We start from the raw sequence: 16,946 nt of genomic DNA, 5'->3' as shown, positions 1-16,946 counted from the left end.
ATCAGTGGTCGATCGACCAGTGGTCGATCCGGTGCGTCCTCGGCAGAGTTGTGCGGGCTGGTGGCGTTGGCTGTCGTGGCGGTCTGCGTCGCATTGGCTGCACCGTTGGTGGCCATTGCCGCGATGTGCGTGGCAGCAGCGGTCGCTGCTGCGATCCTGTCGATCCGAAGTATCCGATGGGCATGGAGCATCTACTTCTTTGCACTGTGCGCCAATGGACTGCAGGTCACAGTAGGCGGCTTCACCGTCCGTCCCGAGTACGCCGCGACTCCGTTGTTTCTCCTCGCGCTCTACGCCTACGCCGGCCGCGAGCCCAGTGCCAGAACTCGGTCGCCGTTCATCGTGGGCCTGATCAGCGGCTCGGTCGGGTTGGTTGCCGTGGGGCTCACCTCCGGCATGCTGTTCGCCCCCGAAACTGCAGCCAGCCTGCGCATGGCCGTGCAATTGATCGTGGCACTGATCGCTGTGGTCCCCCTGACTCGGGTGGCTCTCGACCCCAGATTCGTGGTGCGGTCGGGTACCGCAATCCTGTCTGCGATCTCGACTGTCAGTATTGTCGGCTTCGTGTTGGACCCCAGCACTCGCGTCGCCGGCCTGGCCTTCGAGCCCAACATCATGGGGTGCCTGTGCGCCGGGTGGATCGGGGTCCTGTACTACTTCGCAGGCGATGGGTCGGTGGTGACCCGGCAGGTGGTGTTGCTGGCGGCCCCCATCCCCGTGGCGCTGATACTCACCACTACTCGGGCGGCGTGGATTGCCCTCGCAGTCGTCGTTGTCTGCGTGATGGGACGAAACGCGGCCAGATACCCGGTGACCATCGTGTGTTCGTTGCTGGCGTTCACGGTCGGCGTCGCGTATCTCCACGACGTCTACTACCGGGTGGGCGATGCGGACACGTTCCTGTGGCGGGTCGTCCACGTCATCGATATCGAGAGTGGCACCGGCGCGTATCGGCTGCAGCTGTGGAACATCGCGATCGACCAGATCGCGGCCCGCGACTGGAGTGCGGCGATCGGAACCGGGTTCAACACGTTCCCCCAGTTCAATCCGGTGGATCCCACCAATGTCGCTGCTGCGTATCTCAGTTCGATGTGGTTGGGGCTGATTTACGACGTCGGCTTCGTAGGGAGCGCCTTCTTTGCCGTACTCGCGATAAGCCTGTTCCTGGGAGTGCGGCACAAGAGGCACGCACTCCCCCTGTTCATCGCATTGGCCATCTGCACATCGGTGACGAACGTGATCTGGTTTGCGTTTCCCTGGGTGTTCATGGCGCTCACGGTGACGGCAGCGCGCAGCGGATCGAGTTCCGCGTCGGAGGAAAACGATGTCCGCAGGCTCGGTCACCCTCACAAACGCCGACGCCACCGAGCGGCGGTAGCCTCATGAGCAACCGGAGACACGCAATAGTGCTGTGCTCGTTCACCGTTCACCCGGACATGCCCAGCGAACCGGGCATCGGATGGCAGTTCTTGATTGCCACCCTCGAACACGCCCGAACGGTTGGGGCGACGGTGATCCTGGTGACGATGCGTCGCTCGGCCCAGGCCTGCGCTGGGCGGGTACCGGCCGAGCTCGAACGGCACCTCGAGGTCGTCACCGTCGAGATCCCGATGGCTCCGTCGTTCTTTCGATGGCACTATCCCCGGTTCACCCGCATCGAGCACGAACTCTGGGTTCGATTGGCCGTCCCGTACGTCCGTGAGATCGAGCGGACGTTCTCCGTGGTCTATGCGCACCACGTCACGTTCGCCTCGGAGATTCTGTCGACGCCGATCACCAGGATGTCGCCGAACATCCACAAGGTCTGGGGCCCGGTCGGCGCGGGCGGTGTCGCCGACGTGTTCGCCATCTCGCCCACCTCGCGCTCGTCACGCAAGCAATGGCTTCTGCAGATGGTGCGTGACCGAGTCGCCTCGATCCCGGCTACGCGTATCGCTCGTCGGTGCGACCTGGTACTTGCACAGAACGGAGCAATGGAAGCCACTGTCGCACAGACGAATACACGGTGCCATCGGTTCCCCAATGTCGTCGTCGATCTCCCGGCCGATCGGCCTGTACGGGCCGAACACGACGGCCTCGCGATTCTCGTCGTCGGGCATCTCATCACGCGCAAGCGGCAGGAACTGGCGATCGAGGCGCTGGCAGCCACGGCGTTGCAGGACGCCCATCTGCACATTGTGGGCTTCGACAGCACGAGCCACGGAACGTATCTGCATCGCAGGGCAGAGATTCTCGGGGTGCAGGATCGGGTGACTTTCCACGGATCACTCGACCGCACAGCGGTATTGGACATGATGGTCCAAGCGGATGTACTGATGCACCCCTCGGGACGGGAAGGTGCCAGCGGGGTCGTGGGCGAGGCCGCCTCGTGCGGGTTACCGGTGGTGTGTTTCGAGCGAACCGGAGCAAGTTCGGTGCTCGAGGATTCCGGCACGTCCGGGGTAGTGCTACCGGCCGATGCCGCAACCACGCGAGACACGCTGGCAGACGCAATTATTCGCGCGTCGCAGATGCCGCGCATCAGCACGACTCAGTGGACGAAACAGCGGTTCGTCGACCTTGTCGCGCAGCTCTACGCCGAAGGCCTGGCATTCGATGCTGCACTTCCCGGCCGGGCGGGTCGAACTCGATGACCACCAGTGCTGCCGTTGAGAACGCGTCCGTCACCCGGGCTGGCGTGCTGATCCGCACTCTCGATCAAGGCCTGTGGTCCCTCGGCTTCTTCGTCTTCAACGTCACGGCCGGTGTGTCGTTGACGGTCGGCGAGTTCGCGTCACTGTCGGTCGGTGCAGCGCTGGGGTTCATTGCCGTGGGCACCTCCCGAGCCTGGGGAATATACGCGCCGATAGTCGACGCTGCACGGCTCGGCGTCCGCCCCGAAAATTCCATCGACCGGAGTTCGAGCTGGCGGGGCACCATCGCATTCGCGACCGTCGTTGCCGTGGCGGCACTGTTGTGGATCGGCCGCGGCGGTGAGTGGGGATACGCGGGCGCGGTTGCGGCGTTGCCTGGGGCGATGGTGATCTGCGACCTTCCGCGTCAGGTCCTGATCATCCGAGGCCGCTATTCCCGTGCGGCCTGGTTGGCGGCAATCTATGCCGCCGGCGCGTTCGTCTGCGCGGGAACCCTCGCGCTCGGTGTCGACAGCGCTGCGCTGCTGCCGATGTGGTTGTGCACCTTGCTCATCGTGCTCACCATCGGCATCGCCTTCTGCGGTAACGCCACGTCCACCATCAAGTCCGAGTCTCATTTCTCCATCGCCTGGCGCATCACCGCAGAGGCCGTCTACCTGGGAATCGGCAGCCAGATCGCGACACTGCTGCTGTATCTGATCCAGGACGACACCGCCACTGCCGGTATTCGGTTCGCCTACTCGCTGGTGTTCGCGCCAGCGTTCGTCATCATTCAGAGCATCCAACCGTTGATCTTCAAGCAGTTCGCCACTCTCAGTGTTCAGGGCACGCGCGCGGTCCTGCCCGTCTCGGTGCGATGGAATATCGCGGTTGCCCTCGGCCTCGGCGCGTGTGGACTGGTGGGGTACACCGCACTCTCGACGGTGTTCTCCGACATCGGCCCCGCCACCGCGCTTCCCTACGTAGTTCCGGTGGGCTTGGCGATCCTGTCTGCGCAGACCTTCGAGGTAGCACTGATGGCCACTCGATTCTTCGTCAGCCCTGTCTTCACACATCGAGCGCGATTGATATCGGTCCTCGTGGATGTAGGGAGCCAAAGCATCGCTGTATTCATCGGCGGTGCAATGGGTCTGGTGTGGACTCTCATCGTCCTGAGCGCGCTACGCATCGCTGTGTCGGTGGCGATGCTCGTCGTACTGCCACGACGCGACAGAACGGAGACGGCATGAGGGTCTTGTTCGACGGGTACTACTGGTTCGGCGGTCCCCCCGCCGGCATCGTCATCACACACGAGAAGATCGCGGCGTGGCGACGCGAGTTTCCCGACGATGTGCTCACTGTGGCGCTGCGGCGCAGTCCCACCCCGGCGGAGGCCTCGGATCTGAAAAGGCAGGGGGTGCGGTGGATCCGCACATACCTACCGACGCAGCCGCTGAAGAACATGATCGAGCTATCGCTGCGTGTACGCCTCGGCCCCTACGACATGGCATGGGGTTCCAATTATTCTCCGCTGCTGGGCAAATCGGCGGTCTTCGTGCACGACGCGCTGTTCCAGTCCAACCCCGAATGGTTCACGGCGATCGAGCGCGTCTACCTCTCCCCCATCATGATCGCCGCACGCGCGGCGAGCGTGTTGTTCGTCAGCAGTAGTACCGAGGCGGCTCGCATTGTTCAGCACAACCCGCGCCTGGCACCGTCCGCCGTCACTGGCTTCGGCATCTCACACGCGCTACTGGGCGCGAATCCAGAACCACCTCCGGCGCTCGACCTTCGGCCCAGCTCCTTCGTGCTGTCCGTCGGACGATTGAACACCCGGAAGAATCTGGCGACAACCCTCTCCGCCGCTGTCCGTTCGGGCGCGATCTCACCGAGCCACCCGTTCGTGGTCGTTGGTCCGGCGAACGGCAAGGCCGACCAGCTCGAGCACCGGGTACTCGCGGCCATCGACGACGGCTCCATTCGCTACACCGGTTTCGTCGAGACCGAACAGCTGGCATGGCTATATCGCAATACCGCCCTGTTCGTCTATCTCTCTCTGAATGAGGGTTACGGGCTACCCCCACTCGAGGCGGTGCGTCTCGGCGCACCCGTGCTGGTGAGCGAACGGCCGATCTTCCGAGAACTGCTCGGTGAGTCGGTGCGCTACTGCGACCCCACCGACATCGACGCAGTGGCGCAGGCCATCACGCTGAGCCTGTCCCGTGGTCCACTCCCGATGCCGACCGGCTTCGAGTTTCCGTCGTGGGAGCACATGGTCCACACGATGCGTGACGCGATGGCCGATCCGAAAGGCGCATCCCGTCGGCGGTTGACCTCATGACACCGCGACGCGTGGCAGCCGCCGTGGTCGTGGCGGTGACGCTCCTAGCGGCTGCGGGGTGCAGCACCCCGGACACGTACCGCCCTGTCACGGCCGCAACAACAAATTCGGTTGCACAGCAACCGCTGTCCAGCAGATTGGCTGCGGCGAACGATCCCGTCGACATGCTGCTCGTCGGCGACGGTACCGGCATCTCGCTCGGTGGTTGGGTGTTCTTGACGATGCAGGGCCTGGCGCAGGAGTACGGCCGCCCAGCGGTGATCCACGAGTGGAATTTTGCGGCGGGTGCGGGTTACCTCGAGCCGCCAATTTCCGTCGCTGACGGTGTCGGCACACCGATCTCTCTGTGGAACGCGTCGGTCTCACGCAACGTCGGTTTTCTGACGAGCGCGCTTCCACAGATCCGTCCACCGTCGAATATCGATGTGGTGTTGGTGAACAACGGTCTCGACATGGGTCCTCGCACGCTCGCCGTCGAGTCCGTTCCGCTGCTGCGCACACTCGCCGAGACGTACCCCCAGGCAGCGGTGGTCGCGATACTGCAACCGTCCCCGAAGGAGCCCGAGGACATCGGGGACCAGGTGCGCGCCAACGTCCATGATCTGGAAATTTCCGCCCGGAAGAATGACTTCCAGATCATCGATGCGGCGGCGACGGTCAACGGTGCGGAGGGAACGTACGACGGCGCGAATCGTTACCCCAATTCCGAGGGGTCACGACTATGGGCCGTGGCGGTCGCTGATGCCCTGATCGATGCAGTGGGAGTGCCGGCACCATGAAGGCGAGGAGGGCGGTGCTCATCTACATCGCTGTCTCGGTTCTGATCGTGGCGTTCAGCGGAATTCTCGGATGGCAGATCGGCTCACGGTCGGAGCCTCCACAGGCAGCACCAGCTCCCACACGGTTCATCCCGGATTCGGTGCCCGTGGTCGTGTTTCTGGGTGACTCGTACAGCAAGGGCACCGGCGCCTCCTCCAACGGGAAGCGGTGGACGACGCTCGTATCGGCGGCGATGGGATGGTCCGAGCTCAACCTCGCCGAAGGTGGCTCCGGCTACACCACGAGCTATCTCGGCCAGAAGACGGACTACGCGATCAAGCTGGATGTGGTTGCCGCAGCCCAACCGGACATCGTCATCGTGTCCGGCGGCCGCAACGATTACGAGGCCGGCACCTCGAGCGTCACCGGGGCTGTTGCTTTATCGCTGTTCGAGGCCATCAAAGCTGTGGCACCGAACACGAAGGTGATAGTCACCAGCCCGATCTGGGACTCGACCGAGCCCCCGGCGGACTTCGCGATTCTGATCGACGGAGTGAAGGCCGCAACCGCAAGCGCGGAGGCCCGATATCTCGACATCGGTGAGCCACTCGCCGATCATCCGGACATGATGGACCCCGACGGTCTGCATCCCAACGACGCGGGTCACCGAACCATTGCGGGTGCGGTCATCGGTGTATTGGGGTGAGCTTCGCTGTGACTTCAAGAACGAGCATCGACTTGATGGCGATTCGTCAGCCCGAGGATGGCTGGCCAGCAGGCAACGACAGCCCCGATCAGAGCCAGTAGCGCCGAGACTGCAATCAGCTCAGTGTTCGCGCTGTACCAAGACTCCAACTGCTCGAACGGCTGCGGGCGCAACGAGTATGTGAATCGGGACGGGATGACCGAGACGACCGCAGGGATCGCGAACATGACGCCAACCGCGATGCGGACTTTGCCCGACTCCGAGAGGGCCATCGCGCAGAGGGGCACCACGGCCGGAAGGGCGAACACCAGTAGTCGACTGGTGTCGGTAGCGAGGGGAAGAACCGCAACACTCAAGACTATTGTCAATGAGAAGTACTGAAGATCCTGTCGCGCAACCACCTTCCGCCCGCGCGAAATCTGCAGAACCGCTATCGCGGCGAGAAGCCACGCTGCTCCCAACCCGAATGCAAACTTCACAACGAGCCCAACGGAGAACTCGGGGAGCAGGGCAGAGCCTGGGGCTGACGACACCACTCCGTAGTAGAGCAGCCCGGCAGACAGGACACACGCAATTGTCAGCTCCCGCCACCGACGACGCAGCAACAGCAACAGCAGAAATCCGATCACCACTTCCTTGATCGTGACGCCCAGTACGGCCAGAGCCGCGAGTGCCCAGTAGTTCTCTCGCCGATAGGCGATGCCGATGAGCGCGAACACGAACAGACCCGCAGAATCGACCAGAAACGGGTTTTGAAACAGCACGAGCAGCGCCACACCTGTCGCGCTGAAGGCCCACGCACCAACCATTGCTGAAGCCGACAAGGCGTAGTCCGCAGCGAGGTAGGTGATCGCCGCAACCGCGAGAGACAGGAACAGATAGTTCAGCGCCTGCAGCGCGCCCACCGATGCGCCATCCGCAAGCGATGCCACCCGCGGCACCAACCAACGCCCGCCCCACGGATACGCAGTCGGGTCGCCCTGCGCCAGCCCGATATAACGACCTGCATCAGATCCAGCGAGGCGATACCACACGTCGTCAGCGTTACCGCTGCGAGAGGGGATGAGGAGCACGCCGATCAGAGTCACGGCCAAAGCAAACCACAGCAGAAACAGCCAATCCTTCCGCTTCTCGTGGCTCATGTGGAGATCATGCCGCACTTCCTCAGCACCTGCCGGTTCTTCCTCCGACTCCAGACACGGTCGAACAACAGGAAAATAACCCATGCCGGAGAGACAGACCCCTGGCACCGGAGAGCCAACTGTGCAACGTCTTGGGCTTCCTCTGCCGCTCCTACGCTTGCGAAACGCGGCGAGAAACCCGACACGGCTCGAGCCTCGTTGACACCCAGTTCGCGGCCAACCCCTTCGATGGCGCACTATAGACGCGATCCGCGTTCGGACGGTCTCGACACAGTACTCGGTTGTGGATGAACTGCGCGGACAGGACAGGATTGCGTCCTTCGACCGGCACACCAAGTTCCTCGATCTCAGTGTCCCTCATCGGCCGGCCGGCGTGACCAACGTGACGAGAATGGCTATTCGACAGCGTTCCAATTGCAACACCCCTCAAAAGGTGCGCCGAACACCAGTCATCATTTAGGATTTCCATGTGAACGCTAAAAAGGCACGAGTCACGATCATCTCGCTTAACTACGCGCCAGAACAGACTGGCATCGCCCCCTACGCGACCGATCTAGCAAACGGCCTTCACCAACGCGGGCACGCAGTCCAAGTCATCGCTGGTTACCCTCATTATCCTTCGTGGGAAGTCTCCGACGGATATCCGGGCAAACGAATGTCTGAGACAATTGATGGTGTCGCCGTACGGAGAGTAAGGCAGTACACACCGCGACACCTCACCAACGCGAAGCGTATTCTACTCGAACTAAGTTTCGGTCTCGGCGCAGTCTTGCAGAACTGGAACAAACCGGATGTTGTAATATGTACGTCGCCAGCACTTCTTTCAACACTCCTCGTTTCCCTGAGATTGCGTGCCTTCCGGAGGCGTCCAAAACTCGGAATCTGGGTTCAAGACATATACAGCAAAGGTTTGGCTGAAATCTCAGACCAACCGACGAAGATATCGGGGCTGGCCGCGAAACTCGAATCTGCGGTTCTTCGGTCAGCGGATGGAGTACTGGTAATTCACGACCGGTTCAGATCCACTTTAACTGACGGCATGTCGATCGAACCCCGGAAGATAGTTACGATCAGGAACTGGACACATATTGTCAAAAATGCGGAAACGACTGCGCATAACGCCAGAGAAAAACACGGCTGGCCGGAACGCAGCACCGTAATACTTCACGCCGGAAATATGGGTGCTAAGCAGGGACTCGAGAATGTCATCAACGCAGCGAAAGCAGCCCACCTTTCAGCATTGCCAATGTACTTTGTCTTACTTGGCGATGGGAATCAGAGGGAACACCTAACTAAGCTTGCAGGAAACCTTCCCAACTTACAATTCCTCGACTCATTGGATGACGACGATTTTCAAAGCGCTTTGGCCGCCTCCGATATGCTCTTAGTCAATGAACGAGCGGGTGTTGTCGATACCGCTGTGCCCAGCAAGTTAACAACCTATTTTCTGATGGAACGACCAATTATCGCCGCCACTGACAGACGTAGCGCAACAGCCGACGAAATCCGCGATTCACAAGCCGGAATTGTGGTCCCACCTGGAGACCCCGAAGCGCTGATCGAAGCGATCCAGACGCTAATGGGAGACAGTGGGTTAGCTACGAGCCTGGCGCGAAACGGTGGTGACTTCTACCGAGCAAACCTGGACAGAAACTTTGCAATTGACCGATTCCAGCTATGGTTGGGTCACGTATCAGGGAAGGGCGATCTCAAGTGATAAAAAATCCTGGAGACAAACCGCGGCCGGACTCCGAGAGCGGTGAGAGACAACTCGCAAACTTTATGGGTACCGGCTATGACAAAGGTCGGTCAATTCCAGTTCAAGTAGCTTGGATGATCGTGTCCACGACTGTCCTTCCACGATGGTGGATGCCGAATGCAATTCGCATCAAAATATTGAGAATGTTTGGAGCAAACATTGCAGATGGCGTGCTTATTCGACACGGAGTGAAAATCCACTGGCCATGGAAGCTCACCATCGGTGCCCACAGCTGGATCGGCGAACGCGCGTGGCTCCTAAACTTAGAGCACATTACAATCGGTCAGAATGTATGCGTCTCGCAAGATGTCCTGCTCTGCACCGGCAGCCACGACCGCCACTCACCCAGTTTTGAGTTCGACAATGCAGCAATCACCATAGAGGACGGTTGCTGGATTGCAACGAGAGCGACGATATTACGTGGAACTACGATTGGAAGAAACTCCGTCATTGGCGCAACGTCCTTGGTGACGCGCAACATCCCCGCAGGCACTCTTCATACGAATAACTTGATCGTGTAACCCTCTTTTTTAACAGTGGTCCACATCTGTGCCCGACTTTAGGTAATGGCGGTAGGAACGTCTTTATCTAAAGAGGACTTAGTCAACTTCGCCAATATCAGAAGGGGAATTCCAAAAAACAAAACCATGATCGTTAAAGCAGAAACCGAACTCCACCACATGTATAGAAATCCCCAGTACGTTCCTGCGTAAGCGAGGACACCAAAGAGGCCGCGACGAAAGCACACTTTGGTCCACCAAGCCGCGAACAGCCCGATCAGTAGACCACCGATAGTGGCACCCAGCAGACCGTAATCCGCATAGAACGTCGACACCGGACCGTAGGTTGGACACAGAGAAGTGCATCCTGAGCTAGACAGACCGTACCGGTACTCAATTAACTCATTTCGCAGCGATTCAGGTTTTCCCGGCCAAATCTGTTGCGGAATCGGTTGCAAGATCGTCTCTGCTAGGGTGTACCTACCGAGACCCTCATCGATACCAGCCGATTCAGCATCCTGGATTGCCATGGCAAAGGCGGGGAGCATCGAGGTCGACTGGCTTGAGAAAAGTCCCTCAAAAGCACCCGCCGGGTCGCCACCGAACCGCACGACCGCCGAGGCAAAGCTCCCGCCGGAATCACTCCCACCCTCCCGGACAGATTCGAGAGGAAGCAATACGAGCACAACGCCCAAGACAGCCACAAGAGCAACTTTGAGGACAGGGATGCTGCCGCGGCGAATTATGAACCAGCTAATACATAGGCCTACCAACAGAGGAAGCGCGTAACGGCGTGACCCCTCGGCCAGGGTAATCGCAACGACAGGGAATGCCATCAAGAGGCCGAACCTCAGATCCGTTGAACTGCCCGGATTGCCAGGTAGGAACGACAACGAGATACGTAACACCGCGGCTACTACGCCAAGCATCATGGTGTACTGGATCGCAGCGACGCTCTCAATCGCTGTAGCCGACCCACGAGTAGAGATGAATGCAAGCGGACCGCCGGCGATGACTAGAGTTGCGGCTATTGCGCAAAGGCCAATAGCAAAGAGCAACCAGCTTCCACGCCGAGCCGCTAATATCTCCTGTTCATTGACCCTCAATCGACCAACCACCCCCTTGAGCTTTGGTCTTGCTGCCAGATAGCCTATAAAAAATGAAAGCGAGAATAACGCGGTGGAAAGAACGGCTAGTCCATAAGTCGCCTCAACATTTACGTTTACCCACTGTAGTGCGGGCTTACCCAAATCGTAAATAATGCGCGCACAATAGATGGATATAATGAAGGCACCAACTCCGACGGGTATTTCGAAAGTAGCGGCGCGAGACCTGCTGAGCATCACCGCAATGACGGCCACTATGATGCAGCAACCCGTGAACCCTAAGATCTGCAAATCGCTGGGCAGCTCGAACTTCGGAGTTAGGTAGAAGATTGCAATAAAAACCAAAACATACAAGGCTGAAGTAGGAACTAAATTCGACCGCGCTCCCGAGGCGACCGAGAGGGAGATCAACGGTCCCTACCTTTGTGCCACGCCAACTGCGCCGATAATCCGTCGTGAAGCGACGTTTTCGGAGACCAATCTAGCTCGTCTCTAATTTTCTTCGAGTCGCCAGCAGTTCTGCGTACGTCGCCAGAAACAGCTGGCACGCGCTCCACAGGAACCGGAGAGCCTGCTATGCGTTCCAACGTCTCTAACACATCATTCACGGTGGCATCCGTCCCTCCGCAAACGTTGTAAATGGATCCTTTGCCGACATTCGAATGAGTCATGGCCAATATATTTGCGCGGACAATATCGTCGACGTAGGTAAAGTCGCGCCGCTGGCCCCCGTCACCGAATATCTTTACGGGGTTTCCGGAAATTGTTGCTTCGCAGAATCTGTGAAAGGCCATATCTGGACGCTGTCCGGGACCATACACAGTAAAATACCTGAGAGAGGCAGTGTGCAGTCCGAAATTCTCCGCATACAAAGAAACGAGATGTTCGGCAGCAAGCTTGGTCACTCCATATGGTGAAAACGGCTGAGGTGTAGCTGCTTCCGAGCAAGGCCAGTGCTCCTGATTACCGTACAAGCTAGAGCTCGATGCGTACACAAATCGTTCGATCGAGAATTCTTTCGAAGCTTCGAGAAGGCGTTGCGTAAGGATAACATTCCGACTTACATATTCATCGAAGCCACTAGACCAAGAATTACGAACACCTGGCTGACCGGCTTGATGGACAACGAAGCTAGCCGATTCGATGATTTCTTTGAGTGGAAGATCCAGGAGGTCACCCCGGATGAAAGTGAAGCGCTCCCTCCCAGAGAGTTTCTTCAGCCGGTCCTCTTTCATCGCTGGGTCATAGTAGTCGTTCATACTGTCAACACCCAAGACCTCGTAGCCCTCTTGAAGCAAACTGTCAGAAATGGTGCTGCCAACAAACCCCGCTGCGCCAGTAACCAGTACTCGAGAAGTCACAACCTTGCCCCCTGATTTCTGTCAGACCTGCTTGATTGCAGGTAGATCTCCTCTAACCGTTCTGCAACAGCGCTCATGGAGAATGTGCTATTGCAAAGATCAAGGGCATTCTGCCCTAGCTCATGCCTAAGATTCGGCTCCTCAGCAAGCCGTTTCAAGCCTTGAGCAATTCCGTCTGCTCCATGCTGCACGACGATTCCAGCGTGATTGGCCTCTAAGTACGGAGCTATTCCACATTCTTCGGTACAGATGGATGGCAAACCTGTGGCTAGCGCCTCCAGTAGGCTGTTGGGAAATGGCTCATGCCGCGACGGCAGCACATACGCATTATAACGGCTCAAAGCCGACCTAACTTCTCCATACGCCAGCGGTCCGCAATAGCGGACGCTATCTTGCACTCCATTCCGGGAAATGGCGGCTTCCACATTAACCACGTCCCCCTCGTCTGGCCCATAAATGTCCAGACTGATTTGAATGTTTTGCTGCAACAACTTGCTCACCGCCGCTACCAAATCTGGCATATGCTTGCGTGGATGTATGCGTGCCGTGGTCACTACACGCAGGCGGCCATCTCCGATTCCCACTGGCAACTGCATCGCGGGGTCATCGACTCCATTTAAAACTAGCTCAGTCCTCGGCATCCAATTCCATTTATTGAGCTGCCGTTCCTCGTAGTTTGTGAGGTACAAAGCTGCATCCGCTGGGGCATAGGCGCGCTGTGTCATCACGGAATCGTAGGACTGGACCGTCTTTGTTTTACGTGGGTTCAGCATGCCATGGGTTTGTATCACAAAGGGTACGCCAGCCTTCAATATAATCCGGCATGCGTTGAGAATCCACACTTCGCGCCCACCGTGAATGTGGACGACATCAAAATTCCTGACGTTGTGGCGCAGCCAGTTCAATGCGGCGATCGAGACTAGGCCACCAAATCCCGGCAGAATAGGTAGCTGATGGGCAGGAAAAGTCACTAATTCAACGCCAGCATTTGCCGGACCTTCGGGTTTTAATCCCTTCCACAGCGAGAGCACAGTAACCGAGTGACTTCTATCCGTCAACGCAATAGCCTGACGGATAGTCCCGCGAGCAGGGCCTCCGTATTCTGCATTTGCTCCAATTAGAGGTACTAGATGCAGGATCTTCATATTGCTCCTTCCGATGAAAATTGCCGAGCGGCAATGAACGACAAGCTAATCCATACTGCCGCAGAAATACCCGTCGATATAGCCAGAGCCCAGCCGAGAGTTTCCAATTCGCCGATGCGCCAGGCGATAAGTCCGCCAACAATCGCGAGAATTGCTTGAGACACGCGAGCGATCAAGCTCAGCGATGTGCGTGCTGTCGCTCTCAGCATTAGAGTAGAAAAACTGATTAGAGACAGGGCTAAGTATTGCAGAGATATTGGCAGGATTAACCCCCTCGCATACTGAAAGGATTCGCCGAGAAACAATGGCCCAACGAAGTCGCCAACGCCAATCACTATACTTGAGAATGCAAGACCCGATGCAAGTATTGGCCATCCCTGCGATAGCCAGACTGAACAGGCCCCAGGGGCGGGGCTTTGGTGAATAGCCTTCGTAATTCGTGGTACCACAGCAACTCTAATGGCAGTAAACAACACGTTCATAGGTCCGAATAGAACCTGTATGCCCCGAAATCCCGCAGTGTCTCCTAACGATAGATACAAGGGTGTAGAGTAAAGAATCGCTTGATTTGCGCCTTGCATTACTCCAAACTCAGCCCCTAGATCCCTCCGATACTTGCCTGGAATTTTGGCCAGGCCGTGTTTCGTCCTGTAACGCGCAAGATTCTCAACCGCGAGAACCACACACCCTCCCGTAATAGACACGGGAATTAAGTAGGCCATTAACGCATGCAAGGCAGACGAACCACCCATCATAAATTGCGCAAATGTGAGCAGCAGGGAGAAGTACAGGAGGCAGTCAATCCGCAGCGCCTGCCAACCCCGCGCGCCCGACTGTAGTACGACGCGGTTAGCGTCAAGCACTAATACGAGCGGTAGCGTCACACTCATTGCCAGTACTAGGAGTATCCACGTTCGTGGAAGCGCCAACGAGCACAGTGCCAAAGCGGACGACAAGAGAAGGCCAAATTTGAGTGTCGCCCGCAGAACCATTCGACGATTTATTGCGCTCAAGATACTAGCGTTCCGACTCGCGACGAGCATCAGCGGTTCTACGTTGACCGCCTGATTTATTCCTGTCGCGAATACGATGGTGCTATACGCCAGTAGAAAGGCTCCCATCTGCTCAGGGTCCAGCTTCCGCGCGGAGATGACCACAATAATCAAGTTAACGAGACTATTCGCGGCCATAGACGTGAGTGCGGGACCGATTGAGCGGTTGAACCTACCAGCGAAACGGTGCCAGACGTGCTCGATGGGCTTATCTAGACCAATTAGGCGCAGGTCGCCATCGGTTGCAGACTCAGCCGAAGCACTTGATGTCCTGGCCATCTCTCAGCCCGCCTCTGGTCGGGCTTCTGCAAGAACCCTGCCACATCGTGCAGTTTGCCGGGCAGTTGCCGGTCTAGTGTGCGTCATTGCTATTAGCCCATTTACTATTCGCGCAGGCTATCGACGTGGCCTCGGTACCATTCGACGGTCGAAGCGATGCCAGACGCCAGGTCGATCTGCGGCTTCCATCCAGAGTCCCGAAGCTTGGTCACGTCCAGAAGCTTCTGCGGTGTGCCGTCCGGCTTGGAGTTGTCCCACTCGGTCTCGCCTTCGAACCCGACTGCAATTGCCACGATGTCGGCGATCTCTTTGATCGTGGCGTCTTCGCCGGTGCCGACGTTCACCTGATCCGGCCCGTCGTAGTTCTCGAGCAAGTGGATGCACGCAGCTGCCATGTCGTCGACGTGCAAGAACTCGCGTCGCGGAGAACCGCTGCCCCAGTTCGTCACCGTGTCGATACCGTCGCGGCGAGCCTCGTCGTAACGACGGATCAGCGCTGGCAGGACGTGCGAGCCCTTAGGTGAGAAGTTGTCACCCGGCCCGTACAAATTGGTCGGCATCGCGGAGATCCACGGCAGGCCGTACTGCTTACGCACCGACTGAATCTGCAGAATGCCCGCGATCTTCGCGATGGCGTACGCATCGTTGGTCGGCTCGAGGTGCCCGGTGAGGAGGTACTCCTCCTTGATCGGCTGTGGAGCCAGCTTCGGATAGATGCACGACGACCCGAGGAACAGCACCCGCTCGACGTTCTGTGCCAGAGCTGCATCCAACACGTTCACCTGGATGCGCAAGTTGTCCGAAAGAAAATCGACGGGATATGTGCTGTTGGCAAGAATGCCGCCTACCTTGGCGGCTGCCAGCACCACCGTAGCCGGCTTGGTCTCCTCGAAGAATGCAAAGACCGCGTCACGGTCTTTGAGATCCAGTTCGGACGACGAGCGGCCGATCAGATCGCTGAAACCGGATGACTCGAGCTGCCGCCAGATAGCCGATCCGACCAAACCGCGGTGCCCAGCAACGTAGAACGGCGCGTCTCGATCGAGTGGAGCTGGCGTGTAATCGGAAACCGCCGATCCATTCGTCGCCACGGTACTCATGCCCAATCCGGGAGTGCCGGACGGTCGATCCACGGACGTCCCTCGTGCTCGAGTGCCGCGATATCTGCGTCGACCATGATTTTCGCGAGTTCGGGCGTGTGCACCGTGGCCTTCCACCCGAGTTTCGCTTCGGCCTTACTTGCGTCACCTATGAGAGCGTCCACCTCGGTGGGGCGCAGGTAGCGCTCGTCGAACTTGACGTGCTTCTCCCAGTCCAAGCCGGCCCGCTCGAACGCGACCACGAGGAAGTCTTTCACCGAGAAGTTGCCACCGGTGGCCAACACGAAGTCGTCCGGCTCATCGACCTGCAACATGCGCCACATGCCCTCGACGTACTCCGGCGCGTAACCCCAGTCGCGGATGGCGTCCAAATTGCCCATGTAGACGTTCTGTTCCAGGCCGGCCTTGATGCGCGCGACCGCGCGGGTGATCTTGCGGGTAACGAAAGTCTCTCCACGGCGCGGAGATTCGTGATTGAACAGAATGCCGTTGACGGCGAAGATGCCGTACGCCTCGCGATAGTTCTTGGTGACCCAGTAGGCGTAGACCTTGGCGGCGCCGTACGGCGAGCGGGGGTAGAACGGAGTCCCTTCGTTCTGTGGGGGCGGAGTTGCGCCGAACATCTCGGAGCTCGACGCCTGATAGAAACGGCACTGTAGTCCCGCGAGACGGACGGCCTCAAGCAAACGGATGGACCCGACGCCGGTCGTGTTGCCGGTGTGCTCGGGTTCGTCGAAGCTGACGCGGACGTGCGACTGCGCACCCAGGTTGTAGACCTCGTCCGGCTGGATCTCGGTAAGCAGAGTGACCAACCGTGCGCCGTCACTCAGGTCGCCGTAGTGCAGAAACAGCTTGGCGTCTTTGTCGTGCGGATCCTGGTACAGGTGATCGATGCGAGAGGTGTTGAAGGTGGACGACCGCCGGATCAGGCCGTGCACCTCGTATCCCTTGCTGAGCAGGAGTTCTGCCAGGTATGAACCGTCCTGGCCAGTGATCCCAGTTATCAACGCGCGCTTCATCGTTTCCGCTCCTCCAAGGCCCCACATGTGTGGGCCCGACAGATCTGAATTTTCAATAGGACTCG

General features: G+C 58.7%; 14 protein-coding genes. 8 read left to right on the top strand and 6 right to left on the bottom strand.

The annotated features are described in order from the left end of the window. The first annotated feature begins 60 nt into the window (after positions 1–60). From CH251_RS27215 to CH251_RS10470, 6 genes are read left to right on the top strand one after another with little or no spacing between them, the layout of a single operon-like run. Entirely contained in the window at positions 61–1,386 is a 1,326-nt protein-coding gene (locus CH251_RS27215) for an O-antigen ligase (RefSeq protein ID WP_143544964.1), read from the top strand. Continuing rightward, entirely contained in the window at positions 1,383–2,633 is a 1,251-nt protein-coding gene (locus tag CH251_RS27210) for a glycosyltransferase (RefSeq protein WP_094717009.1), read from the top strand. The genes CH251_RS27215 and CH251_RS27210 overlap by 4 nt, the downstream gene beginning before the upstream one ends. Continuing rightward, the gene (locus CH251_RS27460) at positions 2,630–3,862 is read left to right on the top strand and encodes a hypothetical protein (RefSeq protein WP_179273437.1); all 1,233 of its coding nucleotides are present in this window, start codon (positions 2,630–2,632) and stop codon (positions 3,860–3,862) included. Before CH251_RS27210 ends, CH251_RS27460 begins: the two co-directional genes overlap by 4 nt. Beyond that, positions 3,859–4,953, top strand: coding sequence for a glycosyltransferase family 1 protein (locus CH251_RS10480; protein WP_179273436.1), 1,095 nt, complete (start codon positions 3,859–3,861; stop codon positions 4,951–4,953). Before CH251_RS27460 ends, CH251_RS10480 begins: the two co-directional genes overlap by 4 nt. Beyond that, positions 4,950–5,732, top strand: coding sequence for a hypothetical protein (locus CH251_RS10475; RefSeq protein WP_094613127.1), 783 nt, complete (start codon positions 4,950–4,952; stop codon positions 5,730–5,732). The genes CH251_RS10480 and CH251_RS10475 overlap by 4 nt, the downstream gene beginning before the upstream one ends. After that, positions 5,729–6,418, top strand: a complete 690-nt coding sequence (locus CH251_RS10470) for an SGNH/GDSL hydrolase family protein (protein ID WP_094613125.1) — start codon at positions 5,729–5,731, stop codon at positions 6,416–6,418. Before CH251_RS10475 ends, CH251_RS10470 begins: the two co-directional genes overlap by 4 nt. Positions 6,419–6,432: 14 nt before the next feature. Here the strand turns inward: CH251_RS10470 and CH251_RS10465 are convergent, their stop codons facing one another. Then, complete coding sequence (locus CH251_RS10465) at positions 6,433–7,560, bottom strand: hypothetical protein (protein WP_094613123.1); 1,128 nt, start codon at positions 7,558–7,560, stop codon at positions 6,433–6,435. 469 nt (positions 7,561–8,029) lie between these two features. On the opposite strand from CH251_RS10465, the gene CH251_RS10460 reads away from it, so the two are divergent. Next, positions 8,030–9,277 carry a glycosyltransferase family 4 protein gene (locus CH251_RS10460; protein ID WP_094613121.1) on the top strand — a complete coding sequence of 416 codons (1,248 nt, stop codon included), beginning with the start codon at positions 8,030–8,032 and terminating at the stop codon, positions 9,275–9,277. Continuing rightward, positions 9,238–9,840 (top strand): DapH/DapD/GlmU-related protein, encoded by a 603-nt coding sequence (locus CH251_RS10455; RefSeq protein WP_094613120.1) that lies wholly within the window; start codon positions 9,238–9,240, stop codon positions 9,838–9,840. Before CH251_RS10460 ends, CH251_RS10455 begins: the two co-directional genes overlap by 40 nt. 38 nt (positions 9,841–9,878) lie before the next feature. On the opposite strand, the gene wzy is transcribed toward CH251_RS10455, so the two are convergent. The 5 genes from wzy to gmd form a co-directional block, all read right to left on the bottom strand. After that, a complete protein-coding gene (gene wzy, locus CH251_RS10450; protein WP_094613118.1) occupies positions 9,879–11,336 on the bottom strand; it encodes an O-antigen polysaccharide polymerase Wzy in 1,458 nt (485 codons plus the stop codon). After that, positions 11,333–12,286, bottom strand: coding sequence for an NAD-dependent epimerase/dehydratase family protein (locus CH251_RS10445; RefSeq protein ID WP_094613116.1), 954 nt, complete (start codon positions 12,284–12,286; stop codon positions 11,333–11,335). Before CH251_RS10445 ends, wzy begins: the two co-directional genes overlap by 4 nt. Continuing rightward, on the bottom strand, positions 12,283–13,431 hold the full coding sequence (locus tag CH251_RS10440; RefSeq protein WP_094613114.1) for a glycosyltransferase: 1,149 nt from the start codon (positions 13,429–13,431) through the stop codon (positions 12,283–12,285). The genes CH251_RS10445 and CH251_RS10440 overlap by 4 nt, the downstream gene beginning before the upstream one ends. A gap of 1,435 nt (positions 13,432–14,866) precedes the next feature. Continuing rightward, entirely contained in the window at positions 14,867–15,862 is a 996-nt protein-coding gene (locus CH251_RS10430; RefSeq protein WP_094613111.1) for a GDP-L-fucose synthase, read from the bottom strand. Beyond that, complete coding sequence (gene gmd / locus CH251_RS10425) at positions 15,859–16,881, bottom strand: GDP-mannose 4,6-dehydratase (protein WP_094613109.1); 1,023 nt, start codon at positions 16,879–16,881, stop codon at positions 15,859–15,861. The genes CH251_RS10430 and gmd overlap by 4 nt, the downstream gene beginning before the upstream one ends. Positions 16,882–16,946: the final 65 nt, after the last annotated feature.

This window comes from Rhodococcus sp. 06-462-5, from assembly GCF_002258315.1.
Lineage (GTDB): Bacteria > Actinomycetota > Actinomycetes > Mycobacteriales > Mycobacteriaceae > Rhodococcoides.
Note: the sequence above shows the minus strand (reverse complement) of the source record. Positions and strands in the feature narration are given on the sequence as shown.

Excerpts from the sequence above, each read along its gene's own strand:
- CH251_RS27210 (WP_094717009.1), top strand. The coding sequence starts at position 1,383 with ATGAGCAACCGGAGACACGCAATAGTGCTGTGCTCGTTCACCGTTCAC.
- CH251_RS27460 (WP_179273437.1), top strand. The coding sequence starts at position 2,630 with ATGACCACCAGTGCTGCCGTTGAGAACGCGTCCGTCACCCGGGCTGGC.
- CH251_RS10480 (WP_179273436.1), top strand. The coding sequence starts at position 3,859 with ATGAGGGTCTTGTTCGACGGGTACTACTGGTTCGGCGGTCCCCCCGCC.
- CH251_RS10475 (WP_094613127.1), top strand. The coding sequence starts at position 4,950 with ATGACACCGCGACGCGTGGCAGCCGCCGTGGTCGTGGCGGTGACGCTC.
- CH251_RS10470 (WP_094613125.1), top strand. The coding sequence starts at position 5,729 with ATGAAGGCGAGGAGGGCGGTGCTCATCTACATCGCTGTCTCGGTTCTG.
- CH251_RS10465 (WP_094613123.1), bottom strand. The coding sequence starts at position 7,560 with ATGAGCCACGAGAAGCGGAAGGATTGGCTGTTTCTGCTGTGGTTTGCT.
- CH251_RS10455 (WP_094613120.1), top strand. The coding sequence starts at position 9,238 with ATGGTTGGGTCACGTATCAGGGAAGGGCGATCTCAAGTGATAAAAAAT.
- CH251_RS10440 (WP_094613114.1), bottom strand. The coding sequence starts at position 13,431 with ATGAAGATCCTGCATCTAGTACCTCTAATTGGAGCAAATGCAGAATAC.
- CH251_RS10430 (WP_094613111.1), bottom strand. The coding sequence starts at position 15,862 with ATGAGTACCGTGGCGACGAATGGATCGGCGGTTTCCGATTACACGCCA.
- gmd (WP_094613109.1), bottom strand. The coding sequence starts at position 16,881 with ATGAAGCGCGCGTTGATAACTGGGATCACTGGCCAGGACGGTTCATAC.